Origin of the sequence: Actinocorallia sp. B10E7, from assembly GCF_039871655.1 — a bacterium.
Classification (GTDB): Bacteria; Actinomycetota; Actinomycetes; order Streptosporangiales; family Streptosporangiaceae; genus Actinocorallia.
This window is the reverse complement of record NZ_JBDPLZ010000006.1, coordinates 151,285-169,476: the sequence shown is the minus strand read 5'-3', so window position 1 is coordinate 169,476 and position 18,192 is coordinate 151,285. Positions and strand designations below refer to the sequence as shown.

The window sequence follows — 18,192 nt, the reverse complement described above, 5'->3', positions numbered from 1 at the left end:
CCTGACATCACACCGGAAATCCTGCCTTCTCGTCCACATGTCTCGTCTTCGACGTCATCCTCGGGTGAAGGCGAGTACCCCGTAGAGCAAGGCCACGGGGACGGCGACCACTCCCGTCGGCAGGATGACCGCTGCGAGAACAGTCGAGGGGAAGCCCTCCGAGAGGAGCATGCCGCCCCAGACCAGCGAGACGGGGATGCTCCAGCAGGAGATGGCGCCTGCCGCGCACAGGCCGATCACCCGTGCGAGCAGCAGGCCGGACGCGCTTGGCTTCTCGTGGCCGGCGCCCGGTTCGTGGACGGTGAGGCAGACGCCGCATCTGTCGCTCATCGGGTGCTCCGGCGGAGCTGGGTGCGGATGGCCAGCCGGGTGACGGGACCGAGGTCCTCCAGGACGGTGAGCAGGCGGCCGAGTTGTTCCAGGGAGGCGACGGCTCGCTCGGCCTCCTTCTGGTCGACGCCCTCATAGAGGTCGAGTCCGATGAAGGCGGCGGTGACGGCGCGGGCCAGCCCTCCGACGTCGACGAACTCGGCCAGGGGAGTGGCGGCCAGAACACGGTGCAGCACTCCTTCGATCTCTTCGGCCCACAGTGCCAGCCCCGCCGCCGTCGCGGGGACGAGTTCCGGGGCGGCCTGGGCTCCGGCCAGGAGTTGGGCGAGCATCGCGAGGTCGGTCCGCTCGTCGGCCCGGATCGTCCGGCCCAGTTCCAGGAGTTCGGTGAGTGACCGCACGCGCTGGAATCGGGCGCGGTAGGCGTCCACCTGCTCGCGGGCCCCGAACTCGCAGGCGGCGGTCAGCAGGCCGTGAACACTGCCGAAGTGATGGAACACCAGGGCTTGGTTCACTCCGGCGGCCGCGGCGATGCGCCGTGCGGAAGCCCCCGCTATACCGTGCGTGCGCAACGTCTCCAAAGCGCCTCTGACCAGCTTTTCCCTGGTATCCGCAGCCATCTCCGCCTCTCAGTTGAGCGATCGCTCAACCGAGAGCGTAGGCCGTTTTGAGCGGTCGCTCAATTCCGCCTTTCGGCTTGCGGGGAAGATCTCGGCATGTTGTTCTAATGTCGTAGGACAACAGGACGGGATGCCGATGATCGAATTCGTGCTGGACGGGCGGTCGCGGGTCGCGACGTACATGCAACTCGTCCTCCAGGTGAAACAGGCGTTGCGGGTGGGGTTGCTGCGGCCGGGAGACCAGTTGCCGCGGGTGCGGGAGGTGGCGCAGACACTGGCCATCAACCCGAACACGGTGCACAAGGCCTACCGGGAACTGGAGCTGGAGGGGCTGGCCGAGGGACGGCCGGGAGTGGGGACGTTCGTCGTGAACACCCTCGCCGGGCCGTCTCTGGCCAACCAGGGAGAGCTGAGGGAGGAACTGGTGGCCTGGTTGCGCAAGGCGCGGGAGGCGGGGCTGTCACGAGAGGACATCGCCGCCCTGATCGACACGACGATACGGGCCGACTTCGAGCCTCCGGCGCCGCAGGACCTCGCGGCACCCGCCGACAGCAGGGGAGCGTGAGATGGAACAGGCTCTGGAGGCGGAGGGACTGGGCAAGCGCTACGGGCGGACCTGGGCGTTGCAGGACTGCTCGTTCCATCTGCCCGCCGGACGGGTCGCCGCGCTCGTCGGACCGAACGGCGCGGGCAAGAGCACGCTGCTGCACCTGGCCGTCGGGCTGCTGAAGCCCGACTCCGGACGGGTGCGCGTGTTCGGCAAGGAGTCGCAGGGCGGCCCCGAGGTGCTCGGCGAGATCGGATTCGTCGCCCAGGACACCCCGCTGTACCGGGACTTCACCGCGCGCGAGCTCATCTCGCTCGGCGGCAGGCTCAACCGGCGCTGGGACGCCGCGCTCGCCCGCGACCGGCTGGCCGCGCTGAACATCCCGCCGGACAGGCCGGCCGGCAAGCTCTCCGGCGGGCAGCGCGCGCAGGTGGCGCTCGCCCTGGCGCTGGCCAAACGGCCGCGGCTCCTGCTGCTGGACGAGCCCGTCGCCGCCCTCGACCCGCTCGCCCGCCGGGAGTTCATGCAGGCGCTGATGGGCGCGGTCGCCGAGAGCGAGACCACCGTGCTGTTCTCGTCGCACCTGCTGTCGGAGCTGGAACGCACCTGCGACCACCTGATCGTCCTGCAGACCGCGCACGTCCAGTTGTCCGGACCCGTCGACGAACTGCTGGACGGGCACCGCCTCCTGGTCGGGCCGCGTGACGCCGCGACACCGGACGGGGTGGAGAAAGTGGTCCGCGCCGCGCACACCGAACGCCAGTCCACCCTCCTGGTGCGTTCCCGGGCGCTGCCCGCCCCGGCTCCCGGATGGACCGAGCACGAGGTGAACCTGGAGGACCTCGTCCTGGCGTACCTGGCCGACGCCGAGAGCCACGAGGTGGAGACGGCCTGGGAGGTGACCGCGTGATCTGGCTGACCTGGAGGCAGCACCGCAAGGAAGTGCTGTACACGCTGATCGCCCTGGCCGCGCTGGCGGCGATCCTCGTGCCCACCGGCCTGGCGATGCACGGGCGGTTCAAGGACACCGGCCTGAAGGCCTGCCTGGACGGGCTGGGCACCGCCTCGCTGATCAAGCCGACGCCGGACGTCGTTGAATGCCAGGAACTGGCCCACGCCTTCCAGGAGAAGTACAGCAGCCTGGCCTTCGTCGCGGTCCTGTTCGTGATCCTGCCGGTCTTCGTCGGCGTCTTCTTCGGCGCACCCCTGGTCGCCAGGGAACTGGAGCAGGGCACTCACCGGTTCGTGTGGACGCAGGGCGTCAGCCGCACCCGCTGGGCGCTGGCCAAGTTCGGGCTGATCGGCGGCTTCACCCTGCTGGTGGCGGTGGTGTACGCGCTGGGCGTCTCCTGGTGGTTCACCCCGCTGGTGGCCGCGATCGGCTCCCGCATGGAGTACCTGGCCTTCGACGTACAGGGCGTCGTGCCCGTCGCCTACACCCTGTTCGCGGTGGCACTGGGCATCTTCGCCGGGACTCACTGGCGCAAGGTGCTGCCCGCGATGGGCGTGGCCCTCGCCGGTTTCGCCGTCGTCCGCGTCGGCGTCGAGCTGCTGGCCAGGCCCCGCTACCTACCGCCCAAGAACCTGACGTACGCACTGGGGGAGATGGACATGAGCCCCAATCCCGCCTCGGGGAACTGGAACCAGGCCCACGGCATCCGAGACGGGGCCGGAAACCTCGTCATGGCGGACGCCAGGATCGGCCCCTGCCCTGCAACCGACTCGTTGTGCAGCCGCGATATCCAGTCGTTCGGCGCCGGCGCCCACAACTGGGAGCTCTACCAGCCCGGCGACCGCTTCTGGTTGTTCCAGGGCATCGAGACGGGCGTCTTCCTGGCGCTCACCGCGCTGCTGGTCGCCCTGGCCCTCCGCCGCCTCCGCACCCTCGCCTGAGGCGGCGCGTGCCGCCGGACCGCACGGTCCGGCGGCACGCGCCGTGCGGCGTGTCAGCGGCCTCCGCGGTTGTTCATCTGGCGGGTCGGCAGCTTGCGGGCGTTGTTGCGGCCCAGGGAGTTCCGGCCCAGGGCGGCGGACCGCTGGTCGGTCCCCTTCAACAGGGACTTGCGGCCGGACTTCTTGTTGTTCTTGGCGGGCAAAGCAGCCTCCTGCGAGCTCTCGAAACCGGGAATGGTGATGTTCTGGGGTTGCTGAATTCGGCTGTTCTCGCGCATGAAGAAAAGACCTCCGTGCCCGCCGGAAAGGACGGCAGAGCATTGAAGTGAAAAGAAGAAAAAGGGTTCCGCACCGGACGCGGACGTTCCCGGACGCCGACGGTGCAGGTGTTGTGGGCGAGATGAGGAGGGGAGCGGGCCCGCGTGCCACGCAGGCGCTGTGCTCAACCCGTAAGAATCAGATCTCCATGCCCAAGACGATAACATCCGTGCTCGCCTTGGTGTCAACATCTTTTTTTTGAAAGTTCGGGTACTCAGGGTCGATTGAGTATCCCGGCGCTGCCGGGGAACGGTTGTGAGCGGAATTCTCGAACCATGAGCGATGTGATGAAGAACCTCGGTGCCTGGCTCGCGGTGGCGACGGTGACGGTCCTGAACTGGATGGCCTGGCTCGGCTGGGACCAGAAGTACGACGAGCACCCCGACGGCAGCGTCAGCGGCCCCTACGAGCCGTGGCAGGTGGCGGGGCTGGTGGTCGTGCTGGCCGCCCTGGTCGTGGCGACCGCCCTTTCCCGCCGCTACTGGGCGGCGGTCCTGGCCCCGACGTTCGGCATGGCGCTGGCCGTCGTCGTGGACTGGTCCGACGACGGCAGCGGCCTGTGGGCGGTCGGCGCGACCATGGTCGTGGGCGGCATGCTCGCCACGACGGGAGCCACGGCGGCCGTGCTCCGCGCCGTCCGGCAGGACCGGCCCGGACCTTCCGTCCAGAACTGACATGGATCGGCGGAGCCGCCCGTTGTACGGTCCTTCCACAGGCACCGTGCGGTCGACGGAGGCTCGCATGAGAGTTCGGTCCTCGAAGAGCCGGGTTCTGACCCTGGCGGTCCTCTCGGCTCTGGTGGCCGGGGCGCTGTCCCCGGTGCGGCCGGCTTCGGCGGAGGAGCCCCGGAATCCGCGCGGAACCGTGGTGTCGTGGGCGCCGCTTGACCGGTCGTTGTGGATCCCCGAGACGACGGGCAAGGCCTTCGTGCTCACCTACGTGACGATGAACGCGTTCGGGCGGAAGGCCCACAGCACCGGCACGGTGTTCGTCCCCCGAGGAAGGGCCCCTGAGGGAGGCTGGCCGGTGGTCTCCTGGGCCCACGGCACGTCCGGCCTGGACGATTCATGTGCTCCTTCCCGTACCGGTCCCGCCCTGCCGGAACGCGACTGGAAGTACCTGGCCGCCTGGATGCGGCAGGGGTATGCGATCGTCGCCAGCGACTACGCCGGCCTGGGAACCCCCGGACTGCACGCGTACCTGGACGGAAAGACGACCGCGTACAACGTCGTCGACATGGTGCTGGCAGGGCGGAACTTCGCCAGGCGACACCTGCCTCGATCCGAACGGCTCGCCCGTAGGTGGGTCACCATCGGCCAGTCCCAGGGTGCCGGAGCCTCCATCTACACCGCCCGTTACGCCACCGAGTTCGGCGGCGGCGTCCTCGACTATCGAGGCGCTGTAGGCACCGGAACCCCGGCCTACATCGAGAAATACCTCCTGCCCATAGCCCCGAAGGTCCCGCCGGTGCCCCTGCCCGCAGGGCTGACCGCCTACCTCACCTACATCTTCACGAGCCTCAGGTACGCCCACCCGGAGCTGGGAATCGACGGCATCCTCACCCCCACGGGCCGCGAATACCTGGACCTGGCCGAGACCGCATGCGTCTTCGGGTTCGAGGAGCAGCTGGAAGGCGTCAACGTGGGCGACTACTTCACCCGCCCCCTGGCGGCCCTGCCGAACTTCGAGCAGACCGTCCGCGCCTACATGGCCATGCCGGAATCAGGCTTCGACAAGCCCTTCTTCATGGCCCACGGCCTCGAGGACACGGACGTCCCCATCCCCGCCACCCTTGTTTACGCCGGCGTCCTGAAGGCCAACCGCCAGCCCCTCACCTTCAAGACCTATTCCACCGACCACAGCGGCACGCTCTCGACCTCGCTCAAGGACACCGTGCCCTTCGTGAAGAAGCTGTTCCAGGGCTGACGGGCCTCTTCACCAGAGGAGCGGGACGGCGCAGGCCAGGACGGCGCAGGAGATGAGGGCGGCCTGGAACGTGCGCTTGCCGATGATGAAGGCCGCGGGGACGGCGGCCAGGGGGAACGGCGCGAACTGGAAGTCGAGGAGCACCGTGAGCAGGGCGGTCAGAGCGTAGGCGGCGAGGGACCAGAGAACACGGCCCTTGGGGGTGCGGGTGAGCTCTGAGGAGCGGGCCGTCAGCTTCGCCGCGCCGTAGTAGAGGAGCAGGGGGCCGGCGAGCGTGCCTCCGGCGAGGATGGCGACACCGGTGAACGGCCGGGTGGGTTCCTCCGTGAGCAGGATGACGCCGGAGAAGAAGGAGACGGCGGCGGTGAGGGAGGCCAGGTAGCCGGCGGCCACGACCACGAGGGAGCGGATCAGGACCGGTACCCACCGGGGGCCGCTGGGTGCGGGTACGGGTGCGGATGCGGGGCGTTCGGCCAGGCGGGTCCGCCGTACCGTTCGTGCCCGCTGCGCCGTCCGGGTCTTCTGCGCCGCTTGGGCCTTCTTCTGGGCGCCCGGCTTCTTCTGCTTCTTGTCGCGGCCTGCCACGCAGATCATCGTACGGACGGCGGAGCGTGAAACGTCCGCTTCCAGAGGGGAAGGAGGTGGGTCCGCGGGGCGCGGCCTTGTCGGCGCACCCGTGCGGAGACTAGCATTCTGATATTGGAGAATATCATTCTCCGGGGAGTGGGCGGGAGAGGCCATGGGATACGCGGACGAACTCTTCGACCTGACGGACCGGGTCGTCCTGATCACGGGCGGCAGTAGGGGGCTGGGCAGGGAGATGGCCTTCGCGGCCGCCCGGTGCGGAGCCGACGTCGTCGTCGCCGGCCGCGACCACGACGCCTGCGCGGCCACGGCAGAGGAGATCGAGAAGGCCACCGGCCGGGCCGCGATGCCCTACGGCGTGCACATCGGCCGCTGGGACCGGCTCCCCGGCCTGGTCGACGCCGTCTACGACCGCTTCGGCAGGCTCGACGCGCTGGTCAACAACGCGGGCATGTCCCCGCTGTACGACTCGCTGGGGGAAGTCACGGAGAAGCTGTTCGACTCCGTGGTGAACCTCAACCTGAAAGGCCCGTTCCGCCTCTCGGTCCTGGCCGGTGAACGTATGGCGGAGGCGGGCCGCGGCTCGATCGTCAACATCAGCTCCACCGGCTCGATCCGGCCACGCCCCGCGATCGTGCCCTACGCGGCGGCGAAGGCCGGCCTCAACGCGCTCACCGAGGGCCTCGCCCCGGCCCTGGGCCCGAAGGTGCGCGTCAACACCGTGATGTGCGGCCCCTTCGCCACCCGGGCCACCCAGGACTGGGACGAGGAGAGGCTCGCCGAGGGAGTGCGCCCCCACGCCCTCCAGCGCATCGGCAAGCCCGCCGAGATCGTCGGAGCCGTCCTCTATCTGATCTCCGACGCCTCCAGCTACACCAGCGGCGCCACCCTCCGAGTCGACGGAGGCATGCCATGAAGAGCGGAACGAGGTTCCCGTCGTGTCGGCGGACGACTCTCGTCGCCTCTCACGTCCGTATGCGAGTGAGTTTGTCGGGGTTGAGGATGCCGTAGACGGTGTGGATGCGTCCGCCACGGACGTCGAAGGCGACGAGCTGCCGCTGCCCGCCGATCACCGTCCAGATCGCGGGTTCGCCGTTGGCCTCGGTGAGGCGGGCCTCCTCCAGCGGGTAGCGGGACATCAGCCCCACCACGAACGCCACCACGTGGTCACGTCCGGCGACCGGGCGCAGGGCGGCCCGCACCCTGCCGCCGCCGTCGTTGTAGGCGACCGCGTCCTCGGCCAGCAGCTCGGTGAGGGCGGCCACGTCGCCGTTCCGCGCCGCGGCCAGGAACCGGGTGAGCAGCTCGGTGTGGTCGGCCCGCGCGGGAGCGAACCGTCCGGAATCCTCGGCCAGGCGCCGGACCGCGCGGCGATGCCACTGCCGGCAGGTCGCGGCGGGGCGGTCGAGGATCCCGGCGAGGTCGTCGTAGGGCAAGCCGAAGGCCTCCCGCAGGACGAAGACCGCGCGTTCGGGCGGGGAGAGGCGCTCCATCATGTGGAGCGTCGCGTAGGAGAGGGTGTCGCGCAGCTCGGCGGTGTCGAGCGGACCGAAGGCCCGCCCGTCCACGGGCTCGGGCAGCCACGGCCCGGTGTAGGCCTCGCGGGTCGCCCGCGCCGAGCGCAGCTGGTCGAGCGCGAGCCGGGTCGTGACCGTCACCAGGAACGAACGAGGCTCACGGATCTGCGGCCTGTCCGCCCGCATCCACCGCAGGAAGGCCTCCTGCACCACGTCCTCGGCGTCCCACATGCTGCCCAGCAGCCGGTAGCCCAGACCCAGCAGCAGCCGCCGATGCTCCTCGAAGACCTCGACCGCGTCGCTCACACGGCACCGGCCTTCCCGTCCGCCGCCTCCGCGGCGAGGCCCTCGATCGCCGAGGCGTAGCGCGGGCGCCAGTCCAGCCGAAGCCGGGCCCGGGCGTTGTCGGCGCCGCGCAACCCGTTCATGAACGCCACACCCCAGCTTCCCACCGCGAGGCGGGCCAGGGCGGCGGGCGCCTTCTTCGGCGCCGGGGCGCCCAGCGCCGCGGCCAGCTCCGGCAGCCACTCGCGCAGCGGCACGGGCCGGTCGTCGACGATGTTCAGCACGCCGGTGACGTCGGGCTTGTCGAGCGCGGCCGCCACGGCGGTCGCCACGTCGTCGGCGTGGGTGAAGGAGAACACCGAGTTCCCTCCGCCGACCAGCGGCACCTTCCCGGCCCGCACCTGCCGTACGAACGAGCCGTCCGCGGCGTAGATCGAGCCGGGCCCGTACAGGTGGCCCAGCCTCAGGACCAGCCCGCCCGCCAGAGTGGTCAGGCGCTCCAGATGGACGAGGGCCTCCAGCACCGGGACGAACTGCTTCGGCGTGCCCGTCCGCCACAGCGGCGCGTCCTCGTCGGCGAGCCCCTCGGACGGCTGGTAGGCGTAGGCAAGGCCCTGGCTGATGATCCGCGCTCCCGCGGCCGCGTCGATCAGGTTCGCCGTGCCCTCGGTCCGCAGCCGGTTGGTCGGGGCGAAGTCCCGAGCCAGCCGCTTCGGGTCGATCTCGGCCGGGATCGCGGTGAGCATGTGGACCACGGCGTCGGGTGCGGCCCGGCGGACCGCGCGGCGAAGCCCGTCCCGGTCCAGGGCGTCCGCGACGACCGGTTCCGCGCCCGCGGCCGTCAGCGCGGCGGTGTCGCGGCCCGGACGGACCAGCCCCAGAACGTCGTGCCCGACGGCGGCCAGCAACGGGACCATCCGGCTTCCGATCACTCCGGTGGCGCCCGCGACGAGAACTCGCATGATCACTCCTTGGTGCCGTCCCGGCGGTGCGCCGGGGAACATCGGTGACGGTGACCAGACGGGCGTGCCCTCTCCCGCGTGACACTCCCCGAAGTGATCCGCATCACGTCATCGGCTTTCGGGGTTCCGACCGCGACGGGACGCCCCGAGCACGAGAACGCCCGGCCGGGATGTCCCGGCCGGGCGTTCTCTTCGATCTCCCGGACCGACCCGGGCGTCCACCCGGGTCAGTCGGCCTCCGGACCCCGCCGAGGCCCGCGCCCGCGGGAGGCGCGGACCACGTGGATCACTTGGCGAAGGACAGGGACGACGAGCCGACGGTGAGCTTGTCGGCTTCCTTGTCCAGGTCGACGACGACCTCGGAGCCGTCGCGGACGGTGCCGTCGAGCAGGGCGCGGGCCAGCTGGTCGCCGATGGCCGTCTGGACGAGCCTGCGCAGCGGGCGGGCGCCGTAGACCGGGTCGTAGCCGGTCTCGGCGAGCCACTGGCGGGCCTCCGGGGTCACCGTCAGGGTGAGCTGGCGGTCGGACAGGCGCTTGGAGAGCCGGTCGACCTGGAGGTCCACGATCTCGGCGAGCTCCAGCTGCGACAGCGGGTCGAAGAGGATGACGTCGTCGAGGCGGTTGAGGAACTCCGGCTTGAACGAGGCCCGCACGGAGGTCATGACCGCCTCGCGCTTCTGCTCCTGCGACAGGGCCGGGTCCACCAGGAACTGGGAGCCCAGGTTCGACGTCAGGATCAGGATCGTGTTGCGGAAGTCCACCGTACGGCCCTGGCCGTCGGTCAGCCGGCCGTCGTCCAGCACCTGCAGCAGCAGGTCGAAGACCTCCGGGTGGGCCTTCTCGACCTCGTCGAGCAGGACCACGCTGTACGGGCGCCGCCGGACCGTCTCGGTGAGCTGACCGCCCTCCTCGTACCCGACGTAACCGGGAGGAGCACCGACCAGCCGAGAGACGGTGTGCTTCTCGGAGTACTCCGACATGTCGATCCGGGTCATCGCCCGCTCGTCGTCGAAGAGGAAGTCCGCGAGCGCCTTGGCCAGCTCGGTCTTGCCGACGCCCGTCGGGCCGAGGAACAGGAACGAACCCGTCGGACGGTCCGGGTCGGCGACCCCCGCCCGGCTGCGGCGCACCGCGTCGGACACCGCCGTGACGGCGGCCTTCTGCCCGATGAGCCGCTTGCCGATGTAATCCTCCATGTGCAGGAGCTTGGCCGTCTCGCCCTGCATGAGCCGCCCCGCGGGGATGCCCGTCCAAGCCGACACCACGTCGGCGACGTCGTCCGGGCCGACCTCCTCCTTGACCATCGCGCCCCGGGACTCCGCGGCCTCCGAAGCCTGCTTGATCTCCTTCTCCAGCATGGGGATCTCGCCGTACAGCAGCCGCGAGGAGGTCTCGAAGTCGCCTTCGCGCTGGGCGCGCTCGGCCTGCCCGTGCAGGTCGTCGAGCTTCTTCTTCAGCTCGCCGACCCGGTTCAGGCCGGCCTTCTCCTGCTCCCACCGGCCGACGAGGGCGTTCAGCTCCTCCTGCTTGTCGGCCAGGTCGGCGCGCAGCTTCTCCAGCCGCTGCCGGGACGCCTCGTCGGACTCCTTGGAGAGCGCCAGCTCCTCCATCTTCATCCGGTCGACCGTCCGCTGCAGCGCGTCGATCTCGACCGGGCGGGAGTCGATCTCCATCCGCAGCCGGGACGCGGCCTCGTCGACCAGGTCGATGGCCTTGTCGGGCAGGTAGCGGGAGGTGATGTACCGGTCGGACAGCGTCGCCGCCGCGACCAGCGCCGAGTCGGAGATCTGCACCTGGTGGTGCGCCTCGTAACGGCCCTTCAGGCCGCGCAGGATCGCCACGGTGTCCTCGACGGACGGCTCGTCCACCAGGACCTGCTGGAAGCGGCGCTCCAGCGCCGGGTCCTTCTCGATGCGCTCGCGGTACTCGTCCAGCGTCGTCGCGCCGATCATGCGCAGCTCGCCGCGGGCCAGCATGGGCTTGAGCATGTTGCCCGCGTCCATGGCGCCCTCGGCGGCGCCCACGCCGACCATGGTGTGCAGTTCGTCGATGAAGGTGATGATCTGGCCGTTGGACTGCTTGATCTCGTTCAGGACGGCCTTGAGCCGCTCCTCGAACTCGCCGCGGAACTTCGCTCCCGCGACCATCGCCGACAGGTCCAGGGAGATCAGCCGCTTGTCGCGCAGCGACTCCGGGACGTCACCCGCGACGATCCGCTGGGCCAGCCCCTCGACGACGGCGGTCTTGCCGACGCCGGGCTCGCCGATCAGCACCGGGTTGTTCTTGGTGCGCCGCGACAGCACCTGGACCGTCCGCCGGATCTCGGCGTCACGTCCGATGACCGGGTCGAGCTTGCCCTCCCGCGCGTTGGCGGTGAGGTCGACGCCGTACTTCTCCAGCGACTGGTAGGTGTCCTCGGGGTTCTCGCTCGTCACCCGGGCGTGGCCCCGGACCTTCTCGAAGGCGTCGAGCAGCGCCTCGGGCGAGGCGCCCAGCTCCTTCAGCAGCGTCGCGACCTGGCCGCCGTCGGTGGCCAGACCCACCAGCAGGTGCTCGGTCGAGACGTACTCGTCCTGCAGCTGCCGGGCCCGGGAGGCCGCGGTGTTCAGCGAGGCCAGCAGCGGGCGCGAGCTCTGCGGAGCGGCGACCGTCGAGCCCTTGGCCTTCGGCAGCTTCTCGACCAGCTCCTCGGTGCGGCGGCGCACGACGGCGGGGTCGGCCCCGACCGCCTCCAGCAGCGGCACCGTGGTGCCGTCCTGCTGCGCCAGCAGCGCGGCGAGCAGGTGCGCGGGCTCGACCTGCGGGCTGCCCTCGGCGGCCGCCCGGCGGACGGCGACCGAGACCGCGTCCTGGCTCTTGTTCGTCAGTTTGTAGTCCATGCTGTTCTCAGCCCCCGGATTCCTGCTGCCGCCAGATGACGACACCGGCCTGTCTGATGGGGACGAGGTCCCCGCCGCGGTTCTCTCCGCGCAACTGGGCCAGCCTGGCCGCGACCGCGCGGGTGGATTCGAGTTCGTTGCCCAGCTCCTCGACCACGCGCCGCAGCCGTTTCATCTCCGCGTGGAGCTCTTCGTTGGCGCGCTGGAGTTCGAGGATCTTCTGGATGCCCGCGAGGTTGATGCCCTCCTCCTGGGAGAGCCGCTGGATCTCGCGGAGCATGACGATGTCGCGCATGGAGTAGCGCCGGCCCCGGCCGGACGTCCGGCCGGGCGACACCAGCCCCATCCTGTCGTAGGTGCGCAGCGTCTGGGGATGGAGACCGGACAGCTGCGCGGCGATCGAGATGACGTAGACGGGAGTGTCGTCAGGAAGGTTCATTTACCCCTCCTTGGCTTGTTTCACGAGGTCGTCCCGCAACTCCTCGCCCCGGTGGGTCTGGGCGAAGCGCTGGAGCACCTCCCGCTCCTCGTCGGTCAGCTTCTGCGGGACCTGGACCTCCACGGTGGCGAGGAGGTCGCCCTTGGTGCCGTCGCGGCGGGTCGCGCCCCGGCCCCTCACCCGGAACGTGCGGCCGTTCGGGGTGCCCTCGGGGATGCGGAGCTTCACCGGCTGGCCGCCGTGCACCGGCACGAGGATCTCGCCGCCGAGCGTCGCCTCGGGGAAGGTCACCGGGACGGTGACCGTCAGGTTGTCGCCGTCCCGGCCGAACACCGGGTGCGGGGTGACCTTCAGCTTGACCAGGAGGTCGCCGTTCGGGCCGCCGTTCTCGCCGGGGGCGCCCTTGCCCTTGAGCCGGATGGTCTGGCCGTCCTTGACGCCGGCCGGGACCCTGGCCTGGATGGTGCGGGTGCTCATGGCCCGGCCGCTGCCGTGGCACGTCCCGCACGGGTCGTCCACGACCATGCCGCGCCCGTGGCACCTGCTGCACGGCTCGGCGAAGCCGAAACCGCCCATGTTGCGGGTCTCCTGCCCGGTGCCCTCGCAGTGCGGACAGACCTTCGGCAACGTCCCGGCCTTGGCGCCGGTGCCCCGGCAGGTCGGGCACGGGGCCTCGGACGACAGCCGCAGCGGCACCGTGATGCCCTCGAGGGCCTCGGAGAACGTCAGCGTCACCTCGGACTCGACGTCCTGGCCGCGGCGCGGACGCCTGCCGGTGGTGGTGGCGCCGCCGCGGGCGCCCCGGCCGAACAGGCCGCCGAAGATGTCGCCGAGCCCGCCGGCTCCGGCTCCGCCTCCCGCGCTGCCGAACAGGTCGTTGAGGTCGAATCCCTGCGCCCCGCCCGGGCCTCCGCCCCGGAAGGCGCCGCCGTAGGCCCGGATGTCGTCGTATTCCTTGCGACGCTTCTCGTCCGACAGGACGTCGTAGGCCTCGGAGATCTCCTTGAAGCGCTCCTCGGCCTCGGTGTCGCCCTTGTTGGCGTCGGGGTGGTACTTGCGGGCGAGCTTCCGGTAAGACTTCTTGATCTCGTCCTGGGTGGCGGTCTTGGCGACACCGAGGGACTTGTAATAGTCCTTCTCAAGGTAGTCCTTGGTGCTCACCGGCTCCCCTTCGGAAAAAGTGCTTCGGTGTGCTCCGGGGGCGTCGCCGCCCCCGGAGCGGATGTTCTGTTCTCGTTCAGTCCTGCGGGCCCGAGACCACGACCCTCGCGGGCCGCACCACGCGCTCGCCGATCCGGTATCCCGGCTGGTAGACCTCGAGGATCGACTCCTCGGTCGCGTCCGGGGACGGTACGTGGGTCAGGGCCTCGTGCACGTTCGGGTCGAACGGTTCGCCGGCCTCGCCGAACCTCTCCAGGCCCAGCTTGCCGAGGGTGGTCTCCAGGGACTCGCCCACGGACTTGAAGGCGCCGACCAGCTCGTCGTGCTCGCGCGCCTTGTCGAGGCTGTCGAGGATGGGCAGCAGGTCGGTGAGCACACCGGCGATGGCCTGCTCCCGCACCGCCACCCGGTCGCGTTCGACCCGCTTGCGGTAGTTGACGTATTCGGCCTGCAGCCGCTTCAGGTCCGCGGTGCGCTCGTCGAGCTGCTCCTGGAGCCTGCCGTCCGCCTGCTGCTCGGCGGTCTCATCGACCACTTCTCCGGCCAGGGCCGCGGACTCCTCCTCCGTCTCGGTGGCGGGAGGAGTCCGCAGCTCGCCAGTCTCAGGATCGATGCGCCGCGAGTCGCGGATCACCGGTTCGTCCTGAGAGTTGGTCACTTGGCGTCCTTGTCATCGTCGATGATCTCGGCGTCCACGACCTCGTCGTCCTGCGGGGCCTGCTGCTCCGCACCCGGCGCGGCCGCGCCGCCCTCGGCCTGCTGCTGCGCGTACAGGGCCGCGCCCAGCTTCTGCGACACCTGGGCGAGCTTCTCGTTCGAAGCCTTGATCGCCTCGGTGTCGGTGCCCTCGAGGTCCTTGCGGACCTGGGCGATGGCCTCCTCGACCTCCTTCTTGAGGTCCTCGGGCAGCTTCTCGGAGTTCTCCTTGAGGAACTTCTCCGTGGTGTAGGTCGCCGTCTCGGCCTGGTTGCGGATCTCGGCCTGCTCCTTGATCCGCCGGTCCTCCTCGGCGTACTGCTCGGCCTCGCGCATCATGCGCTCGATGTCGTCCTTCGGCAGCGCGGAGCCGCCGGAGATGACCATCGACTGCTCCTTGCCGGTGCCGAGGTCCTTGGCCGAGACGTTCACGATGCCGTTGGCGTCGATGTCGAACGTGACCTCGATCTGCGGGACGCCGCGCGGCGCCGGCGGGAGGCCGGTCAGCTGGAAGGTGCCCAGCTTCTTGTTGTACGCGGCGATCTCGCGCTCGCCCTGGTAGACCTGAATCTCCACGGACGGCTGGTTGTCGTCGGCCGTGGTGAAGGTCTCCGAGCGCTTGGTCGGGATCGTGGTGTTGCGCTCGATGATCTTGGTGAAGATGCCGCCCTTGGTCTCGATGCCCAGCGACAGCGGGGTCACGTCGAGCAGCAGGACGTCCTTGACCTCGCCCTTGAGCACGCCGGCCTGCAGGGCCGCGCCGACCGCCACGACCTCGTCCGGGTTGACGCCCTTGTTGGGCTCCTTGCCGGCGAGCTCCTTGACCAGCTCGGTCACGGCGGGCATACGGGTCGAGCCGCCCACCAGGACCACGTGGTCGATGTCCTTGACGCTGATGCCGGCGTCCTGGACCACCCGCTGGAACGGCGCCTTGCAGCGCTCGAGCAGGTCGGCGGTGAGCTTCTGGAACTCCGCCCGGGTCAACTTCTCGTCCAGGTGCAGCGGGCCCTCGGCGGACGCCGTGATGTAGGGCAGGTTGATCGTGGTCTCCGCGGAGGAGGACAGCTCGATCTTCGCCTTCTCAGCGGCCTCGCGGAGGCGCTGCAGGGCCATCTTGTCCTTGGACAGGTCGACGCCGTGGGCGTTCTTGAACTTGGTGACCAGCCAGTCGACGACCTTGTTGTCCCAGTCGTCGCCGCCCAGGTGGTTGTCGCCGGAGGTGGCCTTCACCTCGACCACGCCGTCGCCCACCTCGAGCAGGGAGACGTCGAACGTGCCGCCGCCGAGGTCGAAGACGAGGATGGTGGCCTCGCCCTCCTTCTCCAGGTGGTAGGCCAGCGCGGCGGACGTCGGCTCGTTGATGATCCGCAGGACGTTCAGCCCCGCGATCTGGCCGGCCTCCTTGGTGGACTGCCGCTGGTGGTCGCTGAAGTAGGCGGGGACGGTGATCACCGCGTCGGTGACCGTCTCGCCCAGGTAGGCCTCGGCGTCGCGCTTGAGCTTCTGCAGCACGAACGCGCTGATCTGCTGCGGGGTGAAGTCCTTGCCGTCGATGCCGACCTTCCAGTCGGTACCGATCTCACGCTTGACCGACCGGATGGTCCGGTCGACGTTGGTGACGGCCTGGCGCTTGGCCACCTCACCGACGAGGACCTCGCCGTTCTTGGCGAAGGCGACGACGGACGGCGTGGTCCGCGACCCCTCCGCGTTTGCGATCACGGTGGGCTCGCCGCCCTCCAGAATCGCGACGACCGAGTTGGTCGTCCCGAGGTCGATACCGACCGCACGTGCCATCGTCAGAATCCTCCGTTGCTCGTCAGGTCTGTGTCGGGCCTGAAAGAGATCCGCTGCTCCAAGGATGCCCAGGGAGCGTTCCTTTGTCAAATCACTTGAGTCTCATCGACTCAACTTTCTTGCCTTGCTGCTGGCAGAACGATTGAGTCCCTCAGAAGATTCCCGAAGTGGGGGAGGGCGGGGTGGGGATCGCCTGGTGCGGTCGGGGCGCCGCGAAGAAAGATCCCTAAGGAAGCGGCCCTACGCGTATAATCCCCAGCTAAACTGGGTGCTTCTATGGTGAAAGCCATATAACGGTCAAACCTCTAGTCGCATCGCGAGGGGCTCGGATGTCGTGATCGGGGAGCCAGCGAAGAGGTGCCCCACCGGGGATTCCTGGTAAGCCGATCAAGGGAACTGATGGTTGACACGGACTTCTGGGGAGAAGGCGAAGACACGCGGCCTCGGCGGCGCGGCAGCGAGTCGACCGCGGTCGACCTGCCGGTGCAGTCGGAGCGGTCCGCCCGGCGGCAGCGCAAGACCCGGCGGCGCGGCGGCGCGGCGGTCGCGATGGCGCTGGTCTTCCTTCTGATCCTGGTCGGAGGCGGCGGCTACTACGGCTACACCAGGCTGGACACCCTCATGAACCCGCCGGACTACTCCGGCGAGGGCACCGGACGCGTCACCATCGAGGTGGCGCAGGGCGACTACACCGCCGACGTGGGCCAGACCCTGTTGGAGGCCGACGTCGTCAAGTCCGTCAAGGCGTTCACCAAGGCGGCCGGCACGAAACTCCAGGGACTGCAGCCGGGCTTCTACAAGATGCGTCGGCAGATGTCCGCGCAGGCGGCCGTCACGCTGCTGCTCGACCCGAAGGCCAGGACCGGGGTGGTGGACGTCTCCCCGGGCAAATGGTCGTCGGAGATCTACGCCCAGTTGTCGAAGGCCACGGGCATCCCGGTCGGGAAGTTCAAGAAGGTCGACGCCCGGTCCCTGGGGCTTCCGGCGTCCGCCAAGGGCAAGGTCGAGGGGTACCTGTACCCCGGGCGGTACGACCTGCCGCCGGACGCGACGGCGGAGCAGCTGCTCAAGATGATGGTCTCCCGGTTCAAGGAGGAGACCCGTGACATTCCCTTCTCCAAGGGCGCGAAGGCGGGCTTCACCCCCGCGGAGGTCCTCACCGTCGCCAGCCTCATCGAGGCGGAGGCCGGCCGTCCCGAGGACTACCGGAAGATCTCCCGGGTCATCTACAACCGTCTCAACATCGACATGATGATCCAGTTCGACACGGCCCTGCTGTACGCGTGGCAGAAACGCACTCTCGACGTGCGGGAGCGGCACCAGGCCATCGACTCGCCCTACAACCTCTACACCCACCGCGGGCTGCCGCCGGGGCCGATCGGCAACCCCAGTGTCGCCGCCATCGAGGCGGCCCTGAACCCCGCCAAGGGGAAGTGGCTGTACTTCGTCGCGACGAACCCGACCGAACGCCTCACCAAGTACGCGGAGGACTACGAGGGCTTCCTCAAGCTCAAGGCCGAGTTCGAGAAGTGGCTGAAAGCCAACCCCCAGCCGAAGAACTGAAGCGCGGAAACGGGCGGGCTCGCCCTCCGGAATCGCGACGACCGAGATTCCCAGGGCGTCCGGTCGGATGAGACGGGATGTAACGCCAGGCCTCCGGCGACCACTACCCGGTGTCAGAGACATCCGGATGAAGGGGCGGAGGCGTGTGAACGACGATCATCAGCGCTTCACCGACATGTACGACGAGTGTCGGCAGCGGGTGTGGGCCTACGTGGTCGGCAGGGCGGGCCGACAGATCGCCGACGAGGTGGTCAGCGAAACCTTCGCGATCGCCTGGCGGCGGCTGGACGACGTGCCGCCCGGCCCGCTGCCCTGGCTCATCGGGGTGGCGCGCAACGTCCTGAGGGAGAACATCCGGGCGCAGGCCCGCCGTGACTCCCTGCAGGCCGAACTGAAGGCCTGGGCCGAAGGCGACCACGCCGAACAGGTGGCCGAACGCCTGGAGGTGCTCCGGGCGCTGGCGGCCCTCTCCGAGGACGACCGGGAGTTGCTTCTGCTCGTCGCCTGGCACGACCTGACGGTGAAGGAGGCCTCCGCAGTGGTCGGTTGCGGCCAGGCCGCGTTCCGGGTCCGGCTGCACCGCGCGCGCAAACGCCTCACGCAGGCACTCGAAGAACCCCAGAGGACGTCCTCCCCCCGGATCCGGGTCCCAAGCCAGGAGTGGTCTTGAACGAG

The 18,192-nt window shown here is 69.6% G+C and carries 19 protein-coding genes; 8 read left to right on the top strand and 11 right to left on the bottom strand.

Going from position 1 to position 18,192, the window contains the following annotated elements; genetic code table 11:
* Positions 1-54: 54 nt before the first annotated feature.
* Positions 55-330, bottom strand: coding sequence for a hypothetical protein (locus ABGB12_RS22420; RefSeq protein ID WP_347680985.1), 276 nt, complete (start codon positions 328-330; stop codon positions 55-57).
* The gene (locus ABGB12_RS22415) at positions 327-950 is read right to left on the bottom strand and encodes a TetR family transcriptional regulator (RefSeq protein WP_347680983.1); all 624 of its coding nucleotides are present in this window, start codon (positions 948-950) and stop codon (positions 327-329) included. Before ABGB12_RS22415 ends, ABGB12_RS22420 begins: the two co-directional genes overlap by 4 nt.
* Before the next feature lie 136 nt (positions 951-1,086).
* Here ABGB12_RS22415 and ABGB12_RS22410 point away from each other — a divergent pair, with 136 nt between their 5' ends.
* From ABGB12_RS22410 to ABGB12_RS22400, 3 genes are read left to right on the top strand one after another with little or no spacing between them, the layout of a single operon-like run.
* Positions 1,087-1,515, top strand: coding sequence for a GntR family transcriptional regulator (locus ABGB12_RS22410; RefSeq protein WP_347680981.1), 429 nt, complete (start codon positions 1,087-1,089; stop codon positions 1,513-1,515).
* Position 1,516: 1 nt separating this feature from the next.
* Positions 1,517-2,407 carry an ABC transporter ATP-binding protein gene (locus ABGB12_RS22405; protein ID WP_347680979.1) on the top strand — a complete coding sequence of 297 codons (891 nt, stop codon included), beginning with the start codon at positions 1,517-1,519 and terminating at the stop codon, positions 2,405-2,407.
* Entirely contained in the window at positions 2,404-3,390 is a 987-nt protein-coding gene (locus ABGB12_RS22400; protein ID WP_347680977.1) for an ABC transporter permease, read from the top strand. The genes ABGB12_RS22405 and ABGB12_RS22400 overlap by 4 nt, the downstream gene beginning before the upstream one ends.
* Positions 3,391-3,443: 53 nt before the next feature.
* On the opposite strand, the gene ABGB12_RS22395 is transcribed toward ABGB12_RS22400, so the two are convergent.
* Positions 3,444-3,668: a hypothetical protein gene (locus ABGB12_RS22395; RefSeq protein WP_347680975.1), complete on the bottom strand. Its 225-nt coding sequence runs from the start codon at positions 3,666-3,668 to the stop codon at positions 3,444-3,446.
* Between the two features lie 315 nt (positions 3,669-3,983).
* On the opposite strand from ABGB12_RS22395, the gene ABGB12_RS22390 reads away from it, so the two are divergent.
* The gene (locus ABGB12_RS22390) at positions 3,984-4,382 is read left to right on the top strand and encodes a hypothetical protein (RefSeq protein WP_347680973.1); all 399 of its coding nucleotides are present in this window, start codon (positions 3,984-3,986) and stop codon (positions 4,380-4,382) included.
* A 67-nt stretch (positions 4,383-4,449) separates the two neighbouring features.
* Complete coding sequence (locus tag ABGB12_RS22385; RefSeq protein WP_347680971.1) at positions 4,450-5,634, top strand: lipase; 1,185 nt, start codon at positions 4,450-4,452, stop codon at positions 5,632-5,634.
* A gap of 9 nt (positions 5,635-5,643) precedes the next feature.
* Here ABGB12_RS22385 and ABGB12_RS22380 read toward each other — a convergent pair whose 3' ends face one another.
* A complete protein-coding gene (locus ABGB12_RS22380) occupies positions 5,644-6,219 on the bottom strand; it encodes a hypothetical protein (RefSeq protein WP_347680969.1) in 576 nt (191 codons plus the stop codon).
* A gap of 154 nt (positions 6,220-6,373) precedes the next feature.
* Here ABGB12_RS22380 and ABGB12_RS22375 point away from each other — a divergent pair, with 154 nt between their 5' ends.
* Complete coding sequence (locus tag ABGB12_RS22375; protein WP_347680967.1) at positions 6,374-7,135, top strand: glucose 1-dehydrogenase; 762 nt, start codon at positions 6,374-6,376, stop codon at positions 7,133-7,135.
* A 49-nt stretch (positions 7,136-7,184) separates the two neighbouring features.
* Here the strand turns inward: ABGB12_RS22375 and sigJ are convergent, their stop codons facing one another.
* The 7 genes from sigJ to dnaK all read right to left on the bottom strand — a co-directional run bounded on the left by sigJ (position 7,185) and on the right by dnaK (position 15,954).
* Positions 7,185-8,042, bottom strand: coding sequence for an RNA polymerase sigma factor SigJ (gene sigJ, locus ABGB12_RS22370; protein WP_347680965.1), 858 nt, complete (start codon positions 8,040-8,042; stop codon positions 7,185-7,187).
* The gene (locus ABGB12_RS22365; protein ID WP_347680963.1) at positions 8,039-8,983 is read right to left on the bottom strand and encodes an NAD(P)-dependent oxidoreductase; all 945 of its coding nucleotides are present in this window, start codon (positions 8,981-8,983) and stop codon (positions 8,039-8,041) included. The genes sigJ and ABGB12_RS22365 overlap by 4 nt, the downstream gene beginning before the upstream one ends.
* A 286-nt stretch (positions 8,984-9,269) precedes the next feature.
* Positions 9,270-11,864 carry an ATP-dependent chaperone ClpB gene (gene clpB, locus ABGB12_RS22360; RefSeq protein ID WP_347680961.1) on the bottom strand — a complete coding sequence of 865 codons (2,595 nt, stop codon included), beginning with the start codon at positions 11,862-11,864 and terminating at the stop codon, positions 9,270-9,272.
* A 7-nt stretch (positions 11,865-11,871) separates the two neighbouring features.
* Positions 11,872-12,303, bottom strand: a complete 432-nt coding sequence (locus ABGB12_RS22355) for a helix-turn-helix transcriptional regulator (protein ID WP_347680959.1) — start codon at positions 12,301-12,303, stop codon at positions 11,872-11,874.
* Positions 12,304-13,464, bottom strand: a complete 1,161-nt coding sequence (gene dnaJ, locus ABGB12_RS22350) for a molecular chaperone DnaJ (protein WP_347680957.1) — start codon at positions 13,462-13,464, stop codon at positions 12,304-12,306.
* Positions 13,465-13,540: 76 nt separating this feature from the next.
* Complete coding sequence (gene grpE, locus ABGB12_RS22345) at positions 13,541-14,122, bottom strand: nucleotide exchange factor GrpE (protein WP_347680955.1); 582 nt, start codon at positions 14,120-14,122, stop codon at positions 13,541-13,543.
* Positions 14,119-15,954 (bottom strand): molecular chaperone DnaK, encoded by a 1,836-nt coding sequence (gene dnaK, locus ABGB12_RS22340; protein ID WP_347680953.1) that lies wholly within the window; start codon positions 15,952-15,954, stop codon positions 14,119-14,121. The genes grpE and dnaK overlap by 4 nt, the downstream gene beginning before the upstream one ends.
* A 399-nt stretch (positions 15,955-16,353) precedes the next feature.
* Here dnaK and mltG point away from each other — a divergent pair, with 399 nt between their 5' ends.
* Positions 16,354-17,517, top strand: coding sequence for an endolytic transglycosylase MltG (gene mltG / locus ABGB12_RS22335; protein WP_347680951.1), 1,164 nt, complete (start codon positions 16,354-16,356; stop codon positions 17,515-17,517).
* Positions 17,518-17,662: 145 nt separating this feature from the next.
* Entirely contained in the window at positions 17,663-18,187 is a 525-nt protein-coding gene (locus ABGB12_RS22330; RefSeq protein WP_347680949.1) for an RNA polymerase sigma factor, read from the top strand.
* The last annotated feature ends 5 nt before the right edge of the window (positions 18,188-18,192 follow it).

Bases quoted from the DNA above. Each gene is read 5' to 3' on its own strand.
- ABGB12_RS22395 (WP_347680975.1), bottom strand. From the start codon at position 3,668: ATGCGCGAGAACAGCCGAATTCAGCAACCCCAGAACATCACCATTCCC.
- clpB (WP_347680961.1), bottom strand. From the start codon at position 11,864: ATGGACTACAAACTGACGAACAAGAGCCAGGACGCGGTCTCGGTCGCC.
- ABGB12_RS22355 (WP_347680959.1), bottom strand. From the start codon at position 12,303: ATGAACCTTCCTGACGACACTCCCGTCTACGTCATCTCGATCGCCGCG.
- ABGB12_RS22390 (WP_347680973.1), top strand. From the start codon at position 3,984: ATGAGCGATGTGATGAAGAACCTCGGTGCCTGGCTCGCGGTGGCGACG.
- dnaK (WP_347680953.1), bottom strand. From the start codon at position 15,954: ATGGCACGTGCGGTCGGTATCGACCTCGGGACGACCAACTCGGTCGTC.
- ABGB12_RS22375 (WP_347680967.1), top strand. From the start codon at position 6,374: ATGGGATACGCGGACGAACTCTTCGACCTGACGGACCGGGTCGTCCTG.
- ABGB12_RS22420 (WP_347680985.1), bottom strand. From the start codon at position 330: ATGAGCGACAGATGCGGCGTCTGCCTCACCGTCCACGAACCGGGCGCC.
- ABGB12_RS22385 (WP_347680971.1), top strand. From the start codon at position 4,450: ATGAGAGTTCGGTCCTCGAAGAGCCGGGTTCTGACCCTGGCGGTCCTC.
- ABGB12_RS22405 (WP_347680979.1), top strand. From the start codon at position 1,517: ATGGAACAGGCTCTGGAGGCGGAGGGACTGGGCAAGCGCTACGGGCGG.
- mltG (WP_347680951.1), top strand. From the start codon at position 16,354: ATGGTTGACACGGACTTCTGGGGAGAAGGCGAAGACACGCGGCCTCGG.
- ABGB12_RS22365 (WP_347680963.1), bottom strand. From the start codon at position 8,983: ATGCGAGTTCTCGTCGCGGGCGCCACCGGAGTGATCGGAAGCCGGATG.
- ABGB12_RS22415 (WP_347680983.1), bottom strand. From the start codon at position 950: ATGGCTGCGGATACCAGGGAAAAGCTGGTCAGAGGCGCTTTGGAGACG.
- ABGB12_RS22410 (WP_347680981.1), top strand. From the start codon at position 1,087: ATGATCGAATTCGTGCTGGACGGGCGGTCGCGGGTCGCGACGTACATG.